This window comes from Pseudomonas sp. LABIM340 (genome assembly GCF_040017195.2).
Taxonomy (GTDB): Bacteria; Pseudomonadota; Gammaproteobacteria; order Pseudomonadales; family Pseudomonadaceae; genus Pseudomonas.
Map to the genome: position 1 here is coordinate 1,216,249 of NZ_CM200227.1, position 15,784 is coordinate 1,232,032.

A 15,784-nucleotide genomic window follows, 5' to 3' on the forward strand; every position below is an offset into this window, starting at 1 on the left:
GAGACTTCTATAAACATGGCAAGCGTGCAGAGCGGCAAAATGGTCGTCGGCCTGGACATCGGCACCTCCAAGGTGGTGGCGCTGGTGGGTGAGGTAGCGGCCGATGGCAAGCTGGAAATCGTCGGCATCGGGACGCATCCGTCGCGCGGGCTGAAGAAGGGCGTGGTGGTGAACATCGAATCCACCGTGCAATCGATCCAGCGCGCCATCGATGAAGCCCAGCAGATGGCTGGCTGCCGTATCCACTCGGCCTTCGTCGGCATCGCCGGCAACCATATCCGCAGCCTGAATTCCCACGGCATCGTCGCGATCCGCGACCGCGAAGTGAGCGGTGCGGACATCGAGCGCGTACTGGACGCGGCCCAGGCCGTGGCCATCCCGGCCGACCAGCGTGTGCTGCACACCCTGGCCCAGGACTACGTGATCGATAACCAGGAAGGCGTGCGCGAGCCGCTGGGCATGTCCGGCGTACGCCTGGAGGCCAAGGTGCACGTGGTGACCTGCGCGGTGAACGCTGCGCAGAACATCGAGAAGTGCGTGCGCCGCTGCGGCCTGGAAGTGGACGACATCATCCTCGAGCAACTGGCCTCGGCCTACTCCGTGCTTACCGAGGACGAAAAGGAACTGGGCGTGTGCCTGGTGGACATCGGCGGCGGCACCACCGACATCGCCATCTTCACCGAAGGCGCCATCCGCCATACGGCTGTGATCCCGATCGCCGGCGATCAGGTCACGAACGACATCGCCATGGCGCTGCGTACCCCGACCCAGTACGCCGAAGAGATCAAGATTCGATATGCTTGTGCCTTGGCCAAACTGGCCGGTCCGGGCGAAACCATCAAGGTGCCCAGCGTAGGGGATCGGCCGCCGCGGGAACTGTCGCGCCAAGCGCTTGCCGAAGTGGTCGAGCCTCGTTACGACGAGCTCTTCACCCTGGTTCAGGCCGAGCTGCGTCGCAGTGGCTACGAGGACCTGATTCCGGCCGGGATCGTCCTGACCGGTGGCACCTCCAAGATGGAAGGCGCCGTCGAGCTGGCCGAAGAGATCTTTCACATGCCGGTGCGCCTGGGCGTACCACACAGCGTCAAGGGACTGGCCGACGTCGTGCGCAATCCAATCTATTCCACCGGTGTGGGGCTGCTCCTGTACGGACTGCAAAAGCAATCCGACGGCATCTCCATGTCCGGCAGCAGCTTCAGCAGCGACGAACCCAAGACACCGGTACTGGAAAAGCTTAAACGCTGGGTCCAGGGCAATTTCTGATTTACCACCGCGGTAAACGTAGGCAACACAACTAGAAAGGAAGGAGAGGGGAAATGTTTGAACTGGTAGATAACGTCCCGCAAACAGCAGTCATCAAGGTTATCGGCGTAGGTGGCGGCGGCGGCAACGCCGTGAACCACATGGCCAAGAACAACGTTGATGGCGTTGAATTCATTTGCGCCAACACCGATGCGCAGGCGCTGAAGAACATCGCCGCGCGCACCGTGCTGCAGCTCGGCCCGGGTGTGACCAAGGGCCTGGGCGCTGGCGCCAACCCTGAAGTGGGCCGCCAGGCCGCCATCGAGGACCGCGAGCGTATCGCCGAAGTCCTGGAAGGCGCCGACATGGTCTTCATCACCACCGGCATGGGTGGCGGTACCGGTACCGGTGCTGCGCCGATCATTGCCGAGGTTGCCAAGGAAATGGGCATCCTCACCGTGGCTGTGGTCACCCGTCCGTTCCCGTTCGAAGGTCGCAAGCGCATGCAGATCGCCGACGAGGGCATCCGCTCGCTGGCTGAAAGCGTCGACTCGCTGATCACCATCCCGAACGAAAAACTGCTGACCATCCTGGGCAAGGACGCGAGCCTGCTGGCCGCCTTCGCCAAGGCTGACGATGTACTGGCCGGTGCCGTTCGCGGTATCTCCGACATCATCAAGCGCCCGGGCATGATCAACGTCGACTTCGCCGACGTGAAAACCGTCATGAGCGAAATGGGCATGGCCATGATGGGTACCGGCTGCGCCAGCGGCCCGAACCGCGCTCGCGAGGCGACCGAAGCGGCGATCCGCAACCCGCTGCTGGAAGACGTCAACCTGCAGGGCGCCCGCGGCATCCTGGTGAACATCACCGCCGGTCCCGACCTGTCCCTGGGCGAGTACTCCGACGTGGGTAACATCATCGAGCAGTTCGCTTCCGAGCACGCCACCGTGAAAGTGGGCACCGTGATCGATCCGGACATGCGCGACGAGCTGCACGTCACCGTGGTCGCCACCGGTCTGGGCGCTCGCCTGGAGAAGCCGGTCAAGGTCGTCGACAACACCGTTCAGACCCAGGCCGTCAGCACCCAGGCTCCGGTTCAGCGCGAGCAGCAGTCGGTGAACTACCGTGACCTGGACCGTCCGACCGTCATGCGCAATCAGAACCACGGCGGCGCTGCCACCGCGGCCAAGCTGAACCCGCAGGACGATCTGGACTATCTGGACATCCCGGCCTTCCTGCGTCGCCAGGCCGATTGAGTCAATTTATCAGGAGTATCAATGTGATTGGTGTTCAGCAAAGGGCGGTTCTGCTATCATCGCCGCCCATTGTTGACAACAGTTCGCAACTTGCGCGAAAGCGGCCAAAGCCATGATCAGACAACGCACCTTGAAGAACATCATCCGGGCGACCGGTGTCGGCCTGCACTCCGGGGAAAAGGTTTACCTGACCCTGAAGCCGGCTCCCGTCGATACTGGCATCGTGTTCTGCCGGGCTGACCTCGACCCTGTGGTGGAAATTCCCGCCCGGGCCTCGAACGTCGGCGAAACCACCATGTCGACTACCCTGATCAAGGGTGACGTCAAAGTGGATACCGTGGAGCATCTGCTTTCGGCCATGGCCGGCCTGGGTATCGACAACGCCTATGTCGAGCTGTCCGCGTCGGAAGTACCGATCATGGACGGCAGCGCAGGACCCTTTGTATTCCTGATCCAGTCCGCTGGCCTGCAAGAGCAGGAAGCGGCCAAGAAGTTCATCCGCATCAAGCGCGAAGTGACGGTGGAAGAGGGCGACAAGCGCGCCACCTTCGTTCCGTTCGACGGCTTCAAGGTGAGCTTCGAGATCGATTTCGATCACCCGGTCTTCCGTGGTCGCACCCAGAAAGCCGTGGTGGATTTCTCCAGTACTTCCTTCGTGAAGGAAGTCAGCCGCGCCCGCACCTTCGGGTTCATGCGCGACATCGAGATGCTGCGTTCCCAGAACTTGGCTCTGGGTGGCAGCGTGGAGAACGCCATCGTGGTCGACGAGTATCGAGTGCTCAACGAAGACGGTCTTCGTTACGAGGACGAGTTCGTCAAGCACAAGATCCTGGACGCCATTGGTGACCTGTACCTGCTGGGTAACAGCCTCATCGGCGAGTTCATCGGCTACAAGTCCGGTCATGCCCTGAACAACCGTCTCCTGCGTACCCTCATCGCAGACAAGGACGCTTGGGAAGTGGTGACCTTCGAGGACGCCAAGACTGCGCCGATCTCCTATATGCGACCCGCTGCGGCCGTATAAGGAAACCTCCTCCTTTCAGCTACAACTTCAAAGGCCACCCTCGGGTGGCCTTTTTTTATTCCAGCGTTTTTATTCCTGGTCCGCTTCTGGCGGCTTGCGGCTGCGGCTGGCGAGGCGCTCGAGGGCGGCCTTGAGTTGCGGGTTGCTGATACCTTCGGCGGCTTCGTGCAGGGTGGCGGAGGCGGACTCGGTAATGCGGTTGGTATTCACCCGGGTGGGCGCCTGGATCACCGGCTGCACCTTGAACAGGATGCGCGCCAGGCCCCTGAATTCCTCGAACGCGGCCAGTTGCCGCAGCAGACGGTTCTGCTGGTAGCGCAGGCGCGTGGCCCAGTGACCGTCGGTGACGACCAGCAGCAGGCTGCCTTCACGCCAGGAGGCGACACGGCAGTAGGGGCGCGCCGCGGGCTGCAGTTGCGAGTCGAGCAGTTCCTGCAGGCGCGAGAGGCGCTGCGCCTGGGCGAACAATGACTGCAGCGGCTTGGCTTCGCGCAGCAGCTTGGTCATCGCCTTGGCGGGCAGGGGGCGGAAGGCCATCGAGAGCAACCGGGAGTGAATGAACAAGGATGGTAACAGATGCACTCAGGGCCAGATGCCACCGTCCACCCTTGAAGTTATCCGGCTGCGTCACCATATCACCCACTCGGATTCAAAGTTGTCTGCCCATGCATTGCCCCCAAGCTCGCAGAATGCGAAGCTTCGGAGGATGACTTCGGCACTTTTTTCCCGGAAGTTTCCGGGTAGAATGCCCGCTTCATTGCCGTTCCGCGCCGCGGCCAGCCAGTCGGGCAGCCCTCCAATTCTCCAGTTCGGATGACCCAGTCGATATGTTTGCGCCTTTGTTGAAAAAACTCTTTGGAAGCAAGAACGAGCGCGAAGTGAAGCGCATGGCCAAGCAGGTCCAGGCCATCAATGCACTCGAGCCCCAGATGGTCCCGCTTTCCGATGAGCAACTGAAGGCCAAGACCGAAGAGTTCAAGGCACGCGTCGCCAAGGGCGAGACCCTCGACCAGATCCTTCCGGAAGCCTTCGCCGTCGCCCGTGAGGCCGGCAAGCGCGTGATGGGCATGCGTCACTTCGACGTCCAGCTGATCGGCGGCATGTCCCTGCACGAAGGCAAGATCGCCGAGATGCGCACCGGTGAGGGCAAGACCCTCGTGGGTACCCTGGCCGTCTACCTGAACGCCCTGTCCGGCAAAGGCGTGCACGTGGTCACCGTGAACGACTACCTGGCCCGCCGCGACGCCAACTGGATGCGCCCGCTGTATGAATTCCTCGGCCTGACCGTTGGCATCGTCAGCCCGTTCCAGCCGCCGGAAGAAAAGCGCGCCGCCTACGCCGCCGACATCACCTACGGCACCAACAACGAATTCGGCTTCGACTACCTGCGCGACAACATGGCGTTCAGCCTGGAAGACAAGTTCCAGCGTGAACTGAACTTCGCCGTGGTCGACGAAGTGGACTCCATCCTCATCGACGAGGCGCGGACTCCGCTGATCATCTCCGGCCAGGCCGAAGACAGCTCCGAGCTGTACATCAAGATCAACAAGCTGATCCCGCGCCTGAAGCGTCATATCGAGGAAGTCGAAGGCCAGGTGACCCAGCAGGGCCACTACAGCATCGACGAGAAGACCCGCCAGGTCGAACTCAACGAACAGGGCCATGCCTACGTCGAGGAACTGCTGACCCAGAACGGCCTGCTGGCCGAGGGTGAGAGCCTCTACTCCGCGCACAACCTCAGCCTGCTGACCCACGTCTATGCCGCGCTGCGCGCCCACACCCTGTTCCACCGCAACGTGGAATACATCGTCCAGGGCGACCAGGTCCTGCTGATCGACGAGCACACCGGCCGTACCATGCCGGGCCGTCGCCTCTCCGAAGGCCTGCACCAGGCCATCGAGGCGAAGGAAAACCTGCCGATCCAGGCCGAGAGCCAGACCCTGGCCTCGACTACCTTCCAGAACTACTTCCGCCTCTACACCAAGCTGGCCGGCATGACCGGTACCGCCGACACCGAGGCCTTCGAATTCCGCCAGACCTACGGCCTCGACGTGGTGGTGATCCCGACCCACCGTCCGGTTGCCCGTAAGGACTTCAACGACCTGGTCTACCTGACCCAGGACGAGAAGTACGCCGCCATCATCACCGACGTGCAGCAGTGCCAGGCGCTGGGCCGTCCGATCCTCGTGGGTACCGCTTCGGTCGAGACTTCCGAATACGTCTCGCAGCTGCTGCAGAACGCCGGCATCGAGCACAAGGTACTGAACGCCAAGTACCACGAGAAGGAAGCCGAGATCATCGCCCAGGCCGGTCGTCCGGGCTCGGTCACCATCGCCACCAACATGGCCGGTCGTGGTACCGACATCCTGCTGGGCGGCAACTGGGAAGTGGAAGTCGCCGCGCTGGAGAACCCCACCGACGAGCAGGTCGCGCAGATCAAGGCCGACTGGCAGAAGCGCCACCAGCAGGTCATCGAGTCGGGTGGCCTGCACGTGATCGCTTCCGAGCGCCACGAATCCCGCCGTATCGACAACCAGCTGCGTGGCCGTGCCGGCCGTCAGGGTGACCCGGGCTCCAGCCGCTTCTACCTGTCGCTGGAAGACCACCTGATGCGCATCTTCGCCTCCGACCGGGTGAAGAACTTCATGAAAGCCCTGGGCATGCAGCCGGGCGAGGCGATCGAGCACCGCATGGTGACCAACGCCATCGAAAAGGCGCAGCGCAAGGTCGAAGGCCGCAACTTCGATATCCGCAAGCAACTGCTGGAGTTCGACGACGTCGCCAACGAGCAGCGCAAGGTGATCTACCACATGCGCAACACCCTGCTCGCGGCCGACGACATCGGCGAGACCATCGCCGAGTTCCGCGAAGAGACCCTGAACAGCACCGTCAGTGAGCACATCCCGCCGCAGTCGCTGCCTGAGCAGTGGGACGTCGCTGGCCTGGAAGCCGCGCTGTACAGCGATTTCGGCCTGAAGCTGCCAATCCAGCAGTGGCTGGACGACGACGAGAAACTCTACGAAGAGACCCTGCGCGAGAAGATCCTCGCCGAGCTGGTGGCGGCCTACCACGAGAAGGAAGACCTCGCCGGCGCCGAAGCCCTGCGGACCTTCGAGAAGCAGATGCTGCTGCGCGTGCTGGACGACCTGTGGAAGGATCACCTGTCCACCATGGATCACCTGCGCCACGGCATTCACCTGCGCGGCTATGCGCAGAAGAACCCGAAGCAGGAATACAAGCGCGAGTCGTTCAACCTGTTCCAGGAACTGCTCAATTCCATCAAGCGCGACACCATCCGTGTCATGTCCTTCGTCCAGGTCCGCCGCGAAGACCCGGCCGAGGAAGAAGCCCGTCTGCGCCGCGAAGCCGAAGAGATGGCCAAGCGCATGCAGTTCCAGCACGCCGCCGCACCGTCCATGGAGCAGGTCACCGGCGAGCCGGAAGAGGAAGGCGAAGCGCCGGCTGACAACGTGGTGCCGATGGAGCCCATCCGCAACGAACCGAAGATCGGCCGCAACGAGCCGTGCCCCTGCGGGTCGGGCAAGAAGTACAAGCACTGCCACGGTCAGGTGGAATAACGCCTCCCGACCCTGATACCAACGCCGCGACCGGCCCTGCCGCTCGCGGCGTTTTTTACATCTGCTTCACTGATTCGTTTCCCTGACAAGATTCACTGACTAGATAGGAGCGCGCCACATGGCTGTTGGTCTCGGCCCCATGTCCACCCTGCACCCGGTCCCCGGTTTCGAACTCGGCATCGCCTCTGCCGGCATCAAACGACCCGGCCGCAAGGACATCGTGGTGATGCGCTGCGCCGAAGGCTCCACCGTGGCCGGTGTGTTCACCACCAACGCCTTCTGCGCCGCCCCGGTGATCCTGGCGCGCAAGCGCTTCCTGGGTCCGGTGCGTTACCTGCTGACCAACACCGGCAACGCCAACGCCGGCACCGGTGAGCCGGGGCTGGCCAACGCCACCCGCACCTGCGCCAAGCTGGCCGAGCTGGCCGGCGTGCCGGAAAACGCCGTGCTGCCGTACTCCACCGGCGTGATCGGCGAGCCGCTGCCGGTCGAGAAGATCGAAGCCGCGCTGCCCGCTGCGCTGGCCAACCTGTCTGTGGATAACTGGGCCGACGCCGCTGCCGGCATCATGACCACCGACACCCTGCCCAAGGGCGCCAGCCGCCAGTTCCAGCACGACGGCGTGACCATCACCGTCACCGGCATCAGCAAGGGCGCCGGCATGATCAAGCCGAACATGGCCACCATGCTCGGTTACATCGCCACCGACGCCAAGGTTGCCCAGGGCGTGCTGCAGGACTTGCTGCGCGACGCGTCGAACAAGTCTTTCAACCGCATCACCATCGACGGCGACACTTCCACCAACGACTGCTGCATGCTGGTTGCCACCGGCCAGGCCGCGCTGCCGGAAATCACCGCTGCCACCGGCGCGCTGTTCGCCGCGCTGAAGCAGGCCGTGCTGGAAGTTTCCATGGAGCTGGCCCAGGCCATCGTCCGTGACGGCGAAGGCGCCACCAAGTTCGTCACCGTGCAGGTGAACGGCGGCGCGACTCACCAGGAGTGCCTGGACGTCGGCTACGCCGTGTCCCACTCGCCGCTGATCAAGACCGCGCTGTTCGCTTCCGACCCGAACTGGGGCCGTATCCTCGCGGCCGTCGGCCGTGCCGGCGTGCCAGACCTGGACGTGAGCCTGATCGACGTGTTCCTCGATGACGTGGCCATCGCCAGCCGTGGCTGCCGTGCCACCAGCTACACCGAGGACCAGGGCGCCAAAGTCATGGCCCAGGAAGAGATCACCATCCGCATCGATCTCGGCCGCGGCACCTGCAGCGAGACCATCTGGACCACCGACCTGTCCCACGAATACGTGAAGATCAACGCGGAATACCGTACCTGATCGACGCGTACGCGCTGGCGCGGAGACCGCGCCGGCGCCTTGTCACACCTCGCATTCCCGATTTTCATCGATAGATGAAAATCGGGAATTTGTTTTCATGGCTGCCGCGCTCTAAGGTCTCCTGACGACCCTCAAGAGCATCGCATCCATGTCCCTCACCCTGATCATCGGCAGCAAGAACCTCTCCTCCTGGTCCCTGCGCGGCTGGCTGGCCATGCAGCTCACCGGCGCCGAGTTCGAGGAAATCCTCATTCCCCTCGGCGGGCAGGACACCTCTCGGCGCATCCGCGAGCACTCGCCCAGCGGCAAGGTGCCGGCGCTCAAGTGCGAGCACGGGCTGATCTGGGACTCCCTGTCGATCGCCGAATACCTCGCCGAGCGCTTCCCCGAAGCCCATCTCTGGCCCCGTGGCGAAGCGGCCCGCGCGCTGGCGCGCTCGGTCTGCGCCGAGATGCACAGCGGCTTCATGGCGCTGCGTTCGCACATGCCCATGGACATCCAGCGCAACCAGCCGTTGACCCAGGTGCCCGACGCGGTGGAGGCGGATATCGCCCGCGTCGTCGAGCTCTGGGCGCTGTGCCGCCAGCAGTTCGGCCAGGACGGCCCGTTCCTGTTTGGCCACGCGAGCATTGCCGATGCTTTCTACGCTCCCATTGCCACGCGCCTGCGCAGCTACTGCGTGACCCTGCCCATCGAGGCGCAGAGCTATGTCGATGCAATCTATGCCTGGCCGGCCTTCCGTCCCTGGCTGGAAGCGGCGATGGTCGAACGCGCCTGAACCCGGCCGCCAATGACGGTAGAATGCCCCTCTGCGCGGGCCCTGCCTGAATCGGATTGAGGAGTAGCACTGTGAAACGAGTACATGTCGCCGCCGCCGTGATTCGCGGACTCGATGGCCGGGTGCTGATCGCCCGCCGTCCGGACGACAAGCACCAGGGCGGTCTCTGGGAGTTTCCCGGTGGCAAGGTGGAAGAGGGTGAAGCAGTGCAGGTCGCCCTGGCCCGCGAGCTGAAGGAAGAACTCGGCATCGACGTCGAGCAGGCGCGCCCGCTGATCCGGGTGCAGCACGACTACAGCGACAAGCATGTGCTGCTGGATGTCTGGGAAGTCTCCGCCTTCTCCGGCGCGCCCCATGGCGCCGAGGGCCAGCCGCTGGCCTGGGTCGCCCCGCGCGACCTGCCGGACTACGAGTTCCCGGCAGCCAACGAGCCCATCGTACAGGCCGCGCGTCTGCCGGATCGCTACCTGATCACCCCCGATGGCCTGGAAATCCCGCAACTGGTGCAGGGCGTGCGTGCCGCTGTTGCCAACGGCATCCGCCTGATCCAGCTGCGCGCGCCGAACATGTACAGCCCCGAGTACCGCGACCTCGCCGTCGACGTGCAAGGCCTGTGCGCCGGCAAGGCGCAGCTGATGCTCAAGGGTCCGCTGGAGTGGCTGGGAGACTTCCCGGCGGCCGGCTGGCACCTGACCTCCGAGCAATTGCGCAAGTATGCCCCCAACGGCCGGCCGTTCCCCCGCGAGCGTCTGCTGGCGGCGTCCTGCCACAGCGCCGAGGAGCTGGAGCTGGCGGTGCGCATGGGTGTGGACTTCGTCACCTTGTCGCCGGTGCAGCCCACCGAGAGCCATCCGGGCGAGCCGGCGCTGGGCTGGGAGGCGGCGGCTGAGCTGATCGATGGCTTCAACCAGCCGGTGTTCCTGCTCGGCGGTGTCGGCCCGCAGGATCTTGAGCGCGCCCGGCAGGCAGGTGCGCAGGGCGTGGCGGGTATTCGTGCGTTCTGGCCGAAGGCGGAAGGCTGATCGGCACTTTGCGTGGGGCGGCGATGGGTATCGCTTCGCTCCACGCCATCCTACGAAACTGATTCCGGGCTGTCGGGCAACTTCGGTGCTCCCTGTAGGAGCGAGCCATGCCCGCGATCGCGCGCTCCTACAGATTGTCTGAGGTATTTCCCTGCGTGTGAGTGGGGAACCCTCAATGCCACAGCGAGGCCTGCATCGTCGATCAGGCAGGCTTTTCGGCTGCCTGCCAGAGAATCTCTTCCACGCCCTGGCGACGGGCGATGAAGCGTGCGGCGACGAACAGCAGGTCGGACAGGCGGTTCAGGTAGCGCAGGCCCGCGCCTTCCAGCGGTTCCTCGGCATTCAGCTGCTGGCAGCGGCGCTCGGCGTTGCGCGCCTGGGCGCGGCACAGGTGGGCGAGGGCGACCAGGCGTGAGCCGCCGGGCAGGATGAAGTTCTTCAGCGGCCCGAGTTCCTCGTTCCAGCGGTCGATCACCTGCTCCAGGCGCTCCACTTCGGCATCGTTCAGCGCGCGGTATTCCGGCATCGCCAGTTCACCGCCCAGGTCGAACAGCCGATGCTGGATCGGCGCCAACACACCTATCACTTCTTCCAGCGCGCTGCTGCGCGCCTCGTGCAGCCCGGCCAGCAACAGGCCAAGGTGGCTGTTCAGCTCATCCACCGCGCCCATGGCTTCCACCCGTGGATGGTGCTTGGGCACGCGGCGGCCGTCGGCCAGGCCGGTTTCTCCGGCATCGCCGGTACGGGTGTAGATCTTCGACAGGCGATTGCCCATGGCTCAATGCTCCTTGTCGCCCTGCGCCAACAGCGGCAGCGGCGGGGAAATCTCGGCGGCCAGCGGCAGACGGATGGTGAAGCAGGTGCCCACGCCCAGTTCGGACTGCACCTCCATCTGCCCCTTGTGGTTGTTGGTGACGATGAAGTACGAGACCGACAGGCCCAGCCCCGTGCCCTGGCCGACTTCCTTGGTGGTGAAGAAGGGCTCGAAGATGCGCTTGCGCACGTTCTCCGGCATGCCGCAGCCGTTGTCCTCCACGTGGATTTCCGCCCACGGTGGATTGAGCCGGGTACGCAGGGTGATGCGGCCGTACTCGCCTTCCTCTTCGTCGTCGCGCAGGTGGATGGCCTGGGCGCCGTTCTTCAGCAGGTTGAGCAGGACCTGTTCGATTTCGTTGGCGATCACCGGCACCGGGCCCAGGCGTGGGTCGTACTCGTGGAGGATCTCCAGCGACTTGAAGTCGAAGCCGCCGGTGAGGTCGAAGTCGTTGCCGGCAATCTCCACCGCCTGCTCCAGCAGCGCCGGCAGCTCGCAGGCGGCCATCTGGCGGTGGCTGCGGCGGCTGAAGGAGAGCATGTGGGTGACGATCTTCGCCGCGCGGGAGCCGGCATACTGGATGCCATCCATCAGCTTGGGGATCTCCCGCGCTTCCAGGTAGTGGTTGAGGTCGTCCAGGCGCACGCCCACTTCGCCGGCCACTTCGAGGTTCTTCGGCAGCTCCTGAGACAGGCGCCGGCGGATGTTCTGCACGTTGTGCAGGATGGCGCCCAGCGGGTTGTTGATCTCGTGGGCCATGCCGGCAGCGAGGCCGCCGACGGAGAGCATCTTTTCCGACTGCACCATCATTTCTTCCATGCCCAAGCGGTCGGTGATGTCGTCGATGCGGATCACCGCGCCACGGCCGGTGCCGCCCATCAGCGGGTAGAAGGTCAGGGCATAGTGCCTCGGGGCGTCGGTAAGGGCCCAGGTGACGCGTTCGACACGCTCGACCTTGTGCTGCTCGGCGGCGCGGGTGAGCTGCGGCAGGAAGGGCTTGAGCGACGGGAAGGCGAGGAACACCGGCTGGTTCACCGCGTCGTCCAGGCTGGTGCCGGAGAGCTGGCTGGCCTCCTGGTTCCACTGGGTGACGTAGAGCTGCTCGTCCACCGCGATCAGCGCCGAGGGCATGGAGTCGATGATGCTGTTGAGGTAGTGCTGGAAGCCGGTGAGCTTCTTCTCGATCTTGCTGCGCACCTGGACTTCCAGCTCCAGCTTGCGGTTCGAGCGGCGGGTCTCTTCGGCCAGCGACTGGGCCTGCTCCACGGCTTCCTGGGCATCGTCGCGGGCGCGCTTGAGCTGCTGCTCGCGGGCCTCGATGCGGGTCAGCATGGTGTTGAAAGCGTCGGCCAGGCGACCGATCTCGTCGGCGTTGCCGCGCTCGGCGCGCAGGGCGTAGTTCTCCTCGCGGGTGACCTGGCGCGAGAGCTCTTCCAGGCTGCGGATCGGCCGGGTGATCAGGCGGCGGATCTGCTGGGCGATGAGCAGCCAGAGCAGCACCGACACGGCGAGAATGACCAGGCTGGCGGTCAGCGTGCCGGTGTAGAAGGCGCCAGGCAGCTCGCTGCTCGCCACCAGCAGCAGGTAGCCGCTGTTGCGGCCGGCCTGGGGCAGCTCGAACAGCGCGTTGAGGCGGTATTCGTGCTGGCGCCAGCGCTCCAGGTGATCCAGGCGCTCGGGCAGGGCCACCGGGCCGTTGCTCGGGGTCTGCGCGATGCGCTCGCCATTGCTGTCGTAGAGCGCGGCGGCGCGCAGCGGCTGGTAGTCGTCCAGTTGCCGCAGCAGCACCTGGGCCTGGGTCGGCGAGGACAGCGCCGGCTCGCTGAGCGCCGGGTTGGCGATCAGCCGGCCGATGGTCTGCAGGGCCTGGGGCGCGACGCTGTCCTGGGAAATCCAGTAGGCCGCGCTGATGAAGGCGAGGTTGGCCACCAGCATCACGGTCGCCAGCAGCACCAGCAGGGCGGCGAGGACTTTCTGGCCGACCGGCAGGTCTTCCAGGCGCTGGCGCAGGTTCATGGGTGAAGGCATGGGCGCGTCAAAGAGAAAAACAGGGGAGGCGGGCAGGGTAGCCCGCCATCAGTTGTCGGGCAATCCGCGGGCCGCCAGGTAGGCCCGCAGGCGCTCGTGCAAGGCACGCAGTTGCGGCAGTGCCAGGTGCCGGCGGTCGCCCTCGCGGCAGGCGTGGCCGAGCAGGTAGGCGATCTCGCTGCGCCGGCCCCTGGCGACGTCCTGGTACATGGACGAGAAGTTCGCTGCGGTGGCGGCGATCACACGCTCCACGTCGCCCTGCAGCTCCCGTGCGGCGGCGGAGTAGCCGGCGACATGGAGCAATTGGCCCAGCTCGTCGCAGAGCCCGGCGACCTCGCCGGGGTGGCTGGCCAGCTCGCCGTTGCGGCATTGGTGCAACACGGTGAGCGGGTTGATCGCGCAGTTCAGCGCGACCTTGCGCCACAGGCGTTCGAGGATGTCGTCGCTCCACTGCACGGGAATCTCCGCGCGGCGCAGGTCGGCCAGCCATTCCGGCTCGGGGCCGCCCTGTTCGTCGCCCAGCCAGGTCTGGCCAGCGCCTGCGAATACCACGCGGAAGTCGGATTCGCGGAAGGCGCCTTCGGTGCTGGAGGCGTACAGGCAGCGTGCGCGCGGCAGGTGGGCGCTGACCGCCTGCTGGCTGCCCAGGCCGTTCTGCAGCAGGATCAGCTCGGCGCCTGGGGCCAGGCGCGCGGCCACGCTGGCGGCGGCGGATTCGGCGTCGTAGGCCTTGCAGGCCAGCAGCAGGCGCTGGATCGGCGCGCCCTGGGCGGCGGTTTCCGCCGGGATCGGGTAGAGGCTCTCGCGGCCGTCTTCCACCAGGGTGATGCCGCCGAGCGTGCGGTAGGCGTTGAGGCGCTGGCGGTCGCGCAGCAGCAGGCGCACCGGCAGGCCGGCGCGGGACAGGCGGGCGGCCCACAGGCAACCGAGGCTGCCGGCGCCGAGGATGGTCCAGGTCATGGGAGGAACTTCGCGGTTTCGGGGGCTTACCGCGAAGTTTAGCGCAGGCCGGTCAGGCGGCTGGCGTTGATTCGCCCGCTGGCGAAGGCATCGGGCAGCAGCGCGCGGCCTTGCTGCATCAGGTGCTCGACTTCCAGCGGCAGCGCCTTGGCGTCCAGGCCCACCAGGCTGATGCCAGCCTTGAGGGTGATGAAGCCTTCGCTGGTCTTGAAGGCCTTGAGGTTCAGGCCTTCGTGCAGGCGGCGGAAGCTGCTGGGCGAGCATTCCTGCAGGTCTTCGAGCAGGGTGATCAGGGCGAAGTGCTGGCCATCGATGCGCGCCAGGACATCCAGCGGCCGCACCAGTTGCTGCAGGCGCCGGGCGACGCCGTGGAGCAGTTCGTTCTGGAACGACTGGCCGTGCTTCTGCCCCAGTTCGGCCAGCTCCGGCAGGCCGATCAGCATGTAGCACACGGCGCCGCCACGGGATTCCACCTGGCGGATGCTGTCGGCCAGCTTCTGCTTCAGGTAGCGCTGGTTGCCCAGCCCGGTGGCGCTGTCCACCAGGTTGCGCTCTTCCAGGCTGGTGATGTTCTCGGTGAGCAGGCGGTTTTCCATCAGCAGGCGCTGCAGGGTGTTGCTCAGGCGGTCGGCGGCCAATACGCGGGGTACCAGTTGCTCGTTCATCGCCGACTTGCTGACGAAGTCATCGACGCCGCGGTCGAAGGCTTCGGCCAGGGCGTTGTCGCCCTCCTTGCCGGTGAGCAGGATGATGTAGGTGTAGTGGTCGCCGCTCTCGTCGAGCTGGCGTACCCGTGCGGTCAGCTCCAGGCCGTCCATCTCGGGCATCAGCCAGTCGGCGAGCAGTACGCTCACCGGCTCCTTTTCCAGCAGGTCGAGCGCTTCGCTGGCGCTGCTGGCGAAGCGTACGTTCAGGTAACCGGCCTGGCTCAGCGCGCGACCGATCATGGCGCTGGAGAACTTGGCGTCGTCGACCACCAGAATGCTGAGATGGTTGGTTGGCATGGAAAGGAATGTCTCGCAAACGAGTGGGAAATGCCGACTCTCAGTGTCAGAGGCCGGGCGCGGTCTTGTCTGTCAGTTATAATGACCGCGCATTTTTATCGTCAAGCCAGGCTCGATGCTGACTGTGAACCGCATCGCGCCGTCCATCTGGAGAGATGTCATGCCTTCGTTCGACGTGGTGTCCGAACTGGACAAACACGAACTGACCAACGCCTTGGATAACGCCACCAAGGAACTGGACCGCCGTTTCGACCTGAAGGGCAAGTGCAGCTTCGAGGCCAAGGAAAAGTCCATCACCCTGACCGCCGAGGCGGATTTCATGCTCGAGCAGATGCTCGACATTCTTCGCTCCAGCCTGGTCAAACGCAAGATTGACGCGCAGTGCATGGAGATCAAGGATTCCTTCGCCTCCGGCAAGGTGGTCAAGCAGGAAGTCGACTTCCGCGAGGGCATCGACAAGGATCTGGCGAAGAAGATCGTCGCCCTGATCAAGGACAAGAAGCTCAAGGTACAGGCCGCCATCCAGGGCGAGCAGGTGCGTGTCACCGGCAAGAAGCGCGACGACCTGCAGGAAGCCATCGCGCTGCTGCGCGGCGAATCCCTCGGCATGCCGCTGCAGTTCAACAACTTCCGCGACTGATGCGAACTCTCGACGAAAAGCTGCGGAACCTCACCGCCCGCCTGACGTCGCAGTAATAGAGTCGCTCGGCGAACTCCCGACCGCCATGGCTTGCCATGG

The 15,784-nt window shown here is 64.9% G+C and carries 13 protein-coding genes; 8 read left to right on the forward strand and 5 right to left on the reverse strand.

Annotation, left to right across the window (positions count from 1 at the left end):
• Positions 1-15: 15 nt before the first annotated feature.
• The 3 genes from ftsA to lpxC all read left to right on the forward strand — a co-directional run bounded on the left by ftsA (position 16) and on the right by lpxC (position 3,525).
• Positions 16-1,263, forward strand: coding sequence for a cell division protein FtsA (gene ftsA, locus ABKS89_RS05885; RefSeq protein ID WP_045209630.1), 1,248 nt, complete (start codon positions 16-18; stop codon positions 1,261-1,263).
• 53 nt (positions 1,264-1,316) lie between these two features.
• The gene (ftsZ, locus tag ABKS89_RS05890) at positions 1,317-2,501 is read left to right on the forward strand and encodes a cell division protein FtsZ (protein ID WP_017518095.1); all 1,185 of its coding nucleotides are present in this window, start codon (positions 1,317-1,319) and stop codon (positions 2,499-2,501) included.
• A gap of 112 nt (positions 2,502-2,613) precedes the next feature.
• Positions 2,614-3,525 carry a UDP-3-O-acyl-N-acetylglucosamine deacetylase gene (gene lpxC, locus ABKS89_RS05895; RefSeq protein ID WP_015475884.1) on the forward strand — a complete coding sequence of 304 codons (912 nt, stop codon included), beginning with the start codon at positions 2,614-2,616 and terminating at the stop codon, positions 3,523-3,525.
• A 69-nt stretch (positions 3,526-3,594) separates the two neighbouring features.
• Here the strand turns inward: lpxC and ABKS89_RS05900 are convergent, their stop codons facing one another.
• Entirely contained in the window at positions 3,595-4,062 is a 468-nt protein-coding gene (locus ABKS89_RS05900; RefSeq protein ID WP_081517497.1) for a DUF721 domain-containing protein, read from the reverse strand.
• A gap of 290 nt (positions 4,063-4,352) precedes the next feature.
• Here ABKS89_RS05900 and secA point away from each other — a divergent pair, with 290 nt between their 5' ends.
• From secA to ABKS89_RS05920, 4 genes are all read left to right on the forward strand, one after another.
• Complete coding sequence (gene secA / locus ABKS89_RS05905) at positions 4,353-7,103, forward strand: preprotein translocase subunit SecA (RefSeq protein ID WP_138212318.1); 2,751 nt, start codon at positions 4,353-4,355, stop codon at positions 7,101-7,103.
• 118 nt (positions 7,104-7,221) lie between these two features.
• Entirely contained in the window at positions 7,222-8,439 is a 1,218-nt protein-coding gene (gene argJ / locus ABKS89_RS05910) for a bifunctional glutamate N-acetyltransferase/amino-acid acetyltransferase ArgJ (RefSeq protein ID WP_138212319.1), read from the forward strand.
• Positions 8,440-8,587: 148 nt separating this feature from the next.
• Entirely contained in the window at positions 8,588-9,217 is a 630-nt protein-coding gene (locus ABKS89_RS05915; protein ID WP_348588028.1) for a glutathione S-transferase family protein, read from the forward strand.
• A 71-nt stretch (positions 9,218-9,288) separates the two neighbouring features.
• On the forward strand, positions 9,289-10,239 hold the full coding sequence (locus ABKS89_RS05920; protein ID WP_138212321.1) for a Nudix family hydrolase: 951 nt from the start codon (positions 9,289-9,291) through the stop codon (positions 10,237-10,239).
• A gap of 202 nt (positions 10,240-10,441) precedes the next feature.
• Here ABKS89_RS05920 and ABKS89_RS05925 read toward each other — a convergent pair whose 3' ends face one another.
• From ABKS89_RS05925 to ABKS89_RS05940, 4 genes are read right to left on the reverse strand one after another with little or no spacing between them, the layout of a single operon-like run.
• On the reverse strand, positions 10,442-11,014 hold the full coding sequence (locus ABKS89_RS05925) for a cob(I)yrinic acid a,c-diamide adenosyltransferase (RefSeq protein WP_081517502.1): 573 nt from the start codon (positions 11,012-11,014) through the stop codon (positions 10,442-10,444).
• Positions 11,015-11,017: 3 nt separating this feature from the next.
• A complete protein-coding gene (locus ABKS89_RS05930) occupies positions 11,018-13,069 on the reverse strand; it encodes a sensor histidine kinase (RefSeq protein ID WP_138212930.1) in 2,052 nt (683 codons plus the stop codon).
• Between the two features lie 60 nt (positions 13,070-13,129).
• Positions 13,130-14,041 (reverse strand): putative 2-dehydropantoate 2-reductase, encoded by a 912-nt coding sequence (locus ABKS89_RS05935; RefSeq protein ID WP_348588027.1) that lies wholly within the window; start codon positions 14,039-14,041, stop codon positions 13,130-13,132.
• A 38-nt stretch (positions 14,042-14,079) separates the two neighbouring features.
• The gene (locus ABKS89_RS05940) at positions 14,080-15,045 is read right to left on the reverse strand and encodes a response regulator (protein ID WP_348588026.1); all 966 of its coding nucleotides are present in this window, start codon (positions 15,043-15,045) and stop codon (positions 14,080-14,082) included.
• 160 nt (positions 15,046-15,205) lie between these two features.
• Here ABKS89_RS05940 and ABKS89_RS05945 point away from each other — a divergent pair, with 160 nt between their 5' ends.
• On the forward strand, positions 15,206-15,685 hold the full coding sequence (locus ABKS89_RS05945; RefSeq protein WP_045209642.1) for a YajQ family cyclic di-GMP-binding protein: 480 nt from the start codon (positions 15,206-15,208) through the stop codon (positions 15,683-15,685).
• Positions 15,686-15,784: the final 99 nt, after the last annotated feature.

What these genes read in the sequence shown, in the direction of transcription:
- ABKS89_RS05930 (WP_138212930.1), bottom strand. Translation starts at nt 13,069, where the DNA reads ATGAACCTGCGCCAGCGCCTGGAAGACCTGCCGGTCGGCCAGAAAGTC.
- ABKS89_RS05900 (WP_081517497.1), bottom strand. Translation starts at nt 4,062, where the DNA reads ATGGCCTTCCGCCCCCTGCCCGCCAAGGCGATGACCAAGCTGCTGCGC.
- ABKS89_RS05940 (WP_348588026.1), bottom strand. Translation starts at nt 15,045, where the DNA reads ATGCCAACCAACCATCTCAGCATTCTGGTGGTCGACGACGCCAAGTTC.
- ftsA (WP_045209630.1), top strand. Translation starts at nt 16, where the DNA reads ATGGCAAGCGTGCAGAGCGGCAAAATGGTCGTCGGCCTGGACATCGGC.
- ftsZ (WP_017518095.1), top strand. Translation starts at nt 1,317, where the DNA reads ATGTTTGAACTGGTAGATAACGTCCCGCAAACAGCAGTCATCAAGGTT.
- argJ (WP_138212319.1), top strand. Translation starts at nt 7,222, where the DNA reads ATGGCTGTTGGTCTCGGCCCCATGTCCACCCTGCACCCGGTCCCCGGT.
- ABKS89_RS05925 (WP_081517502.1), bottom strand. Translation starts at nt 11,014, where the DNA reads ATGGGCAATCGCCTGTCGAAGATCTACACCCGTACCGGCGATGCCGGA.
- lpxC (WP_015475884.1), top strand. Translation starts at nt 2,614, where the DNA reads ATGATCAGACAACGCACCTTGAAGAACATCATCCGGGCGACCGGTGTC.
- secA (WP_138212318.1), top strand. Translation starts at nt 4,353, where the DNA reads ATGTTTGCGCCTTTGTTGAAAAAACTCTTTGGAAGCAAGAACGAGCGC.
- ABKS89_RS05945 (WP_045209642.1), top strand. Translation starts at nt 15,206, where the DNA reads ATGCCTTCGTTCGACGTGGTGTCCGAACTGGACAAACACGAACTGACC.
- ABKS89_RS05935 (WP_348588027.1), bottom strand. Translation starts at nt 14,041, where the DNA reads ATGACCTGGACCATCCTCGGCGCCGGCAGCCTCGGTTGCCTGTGGGCC.
- ABKS89_RS05915 (WP_348588028.1), top strand. Translation starts at nt 8,588, where the DNA reads ATGTCCCTCACCCTGATCATCGGCAGCAAGAACCTCTCCTCCTGGTCC.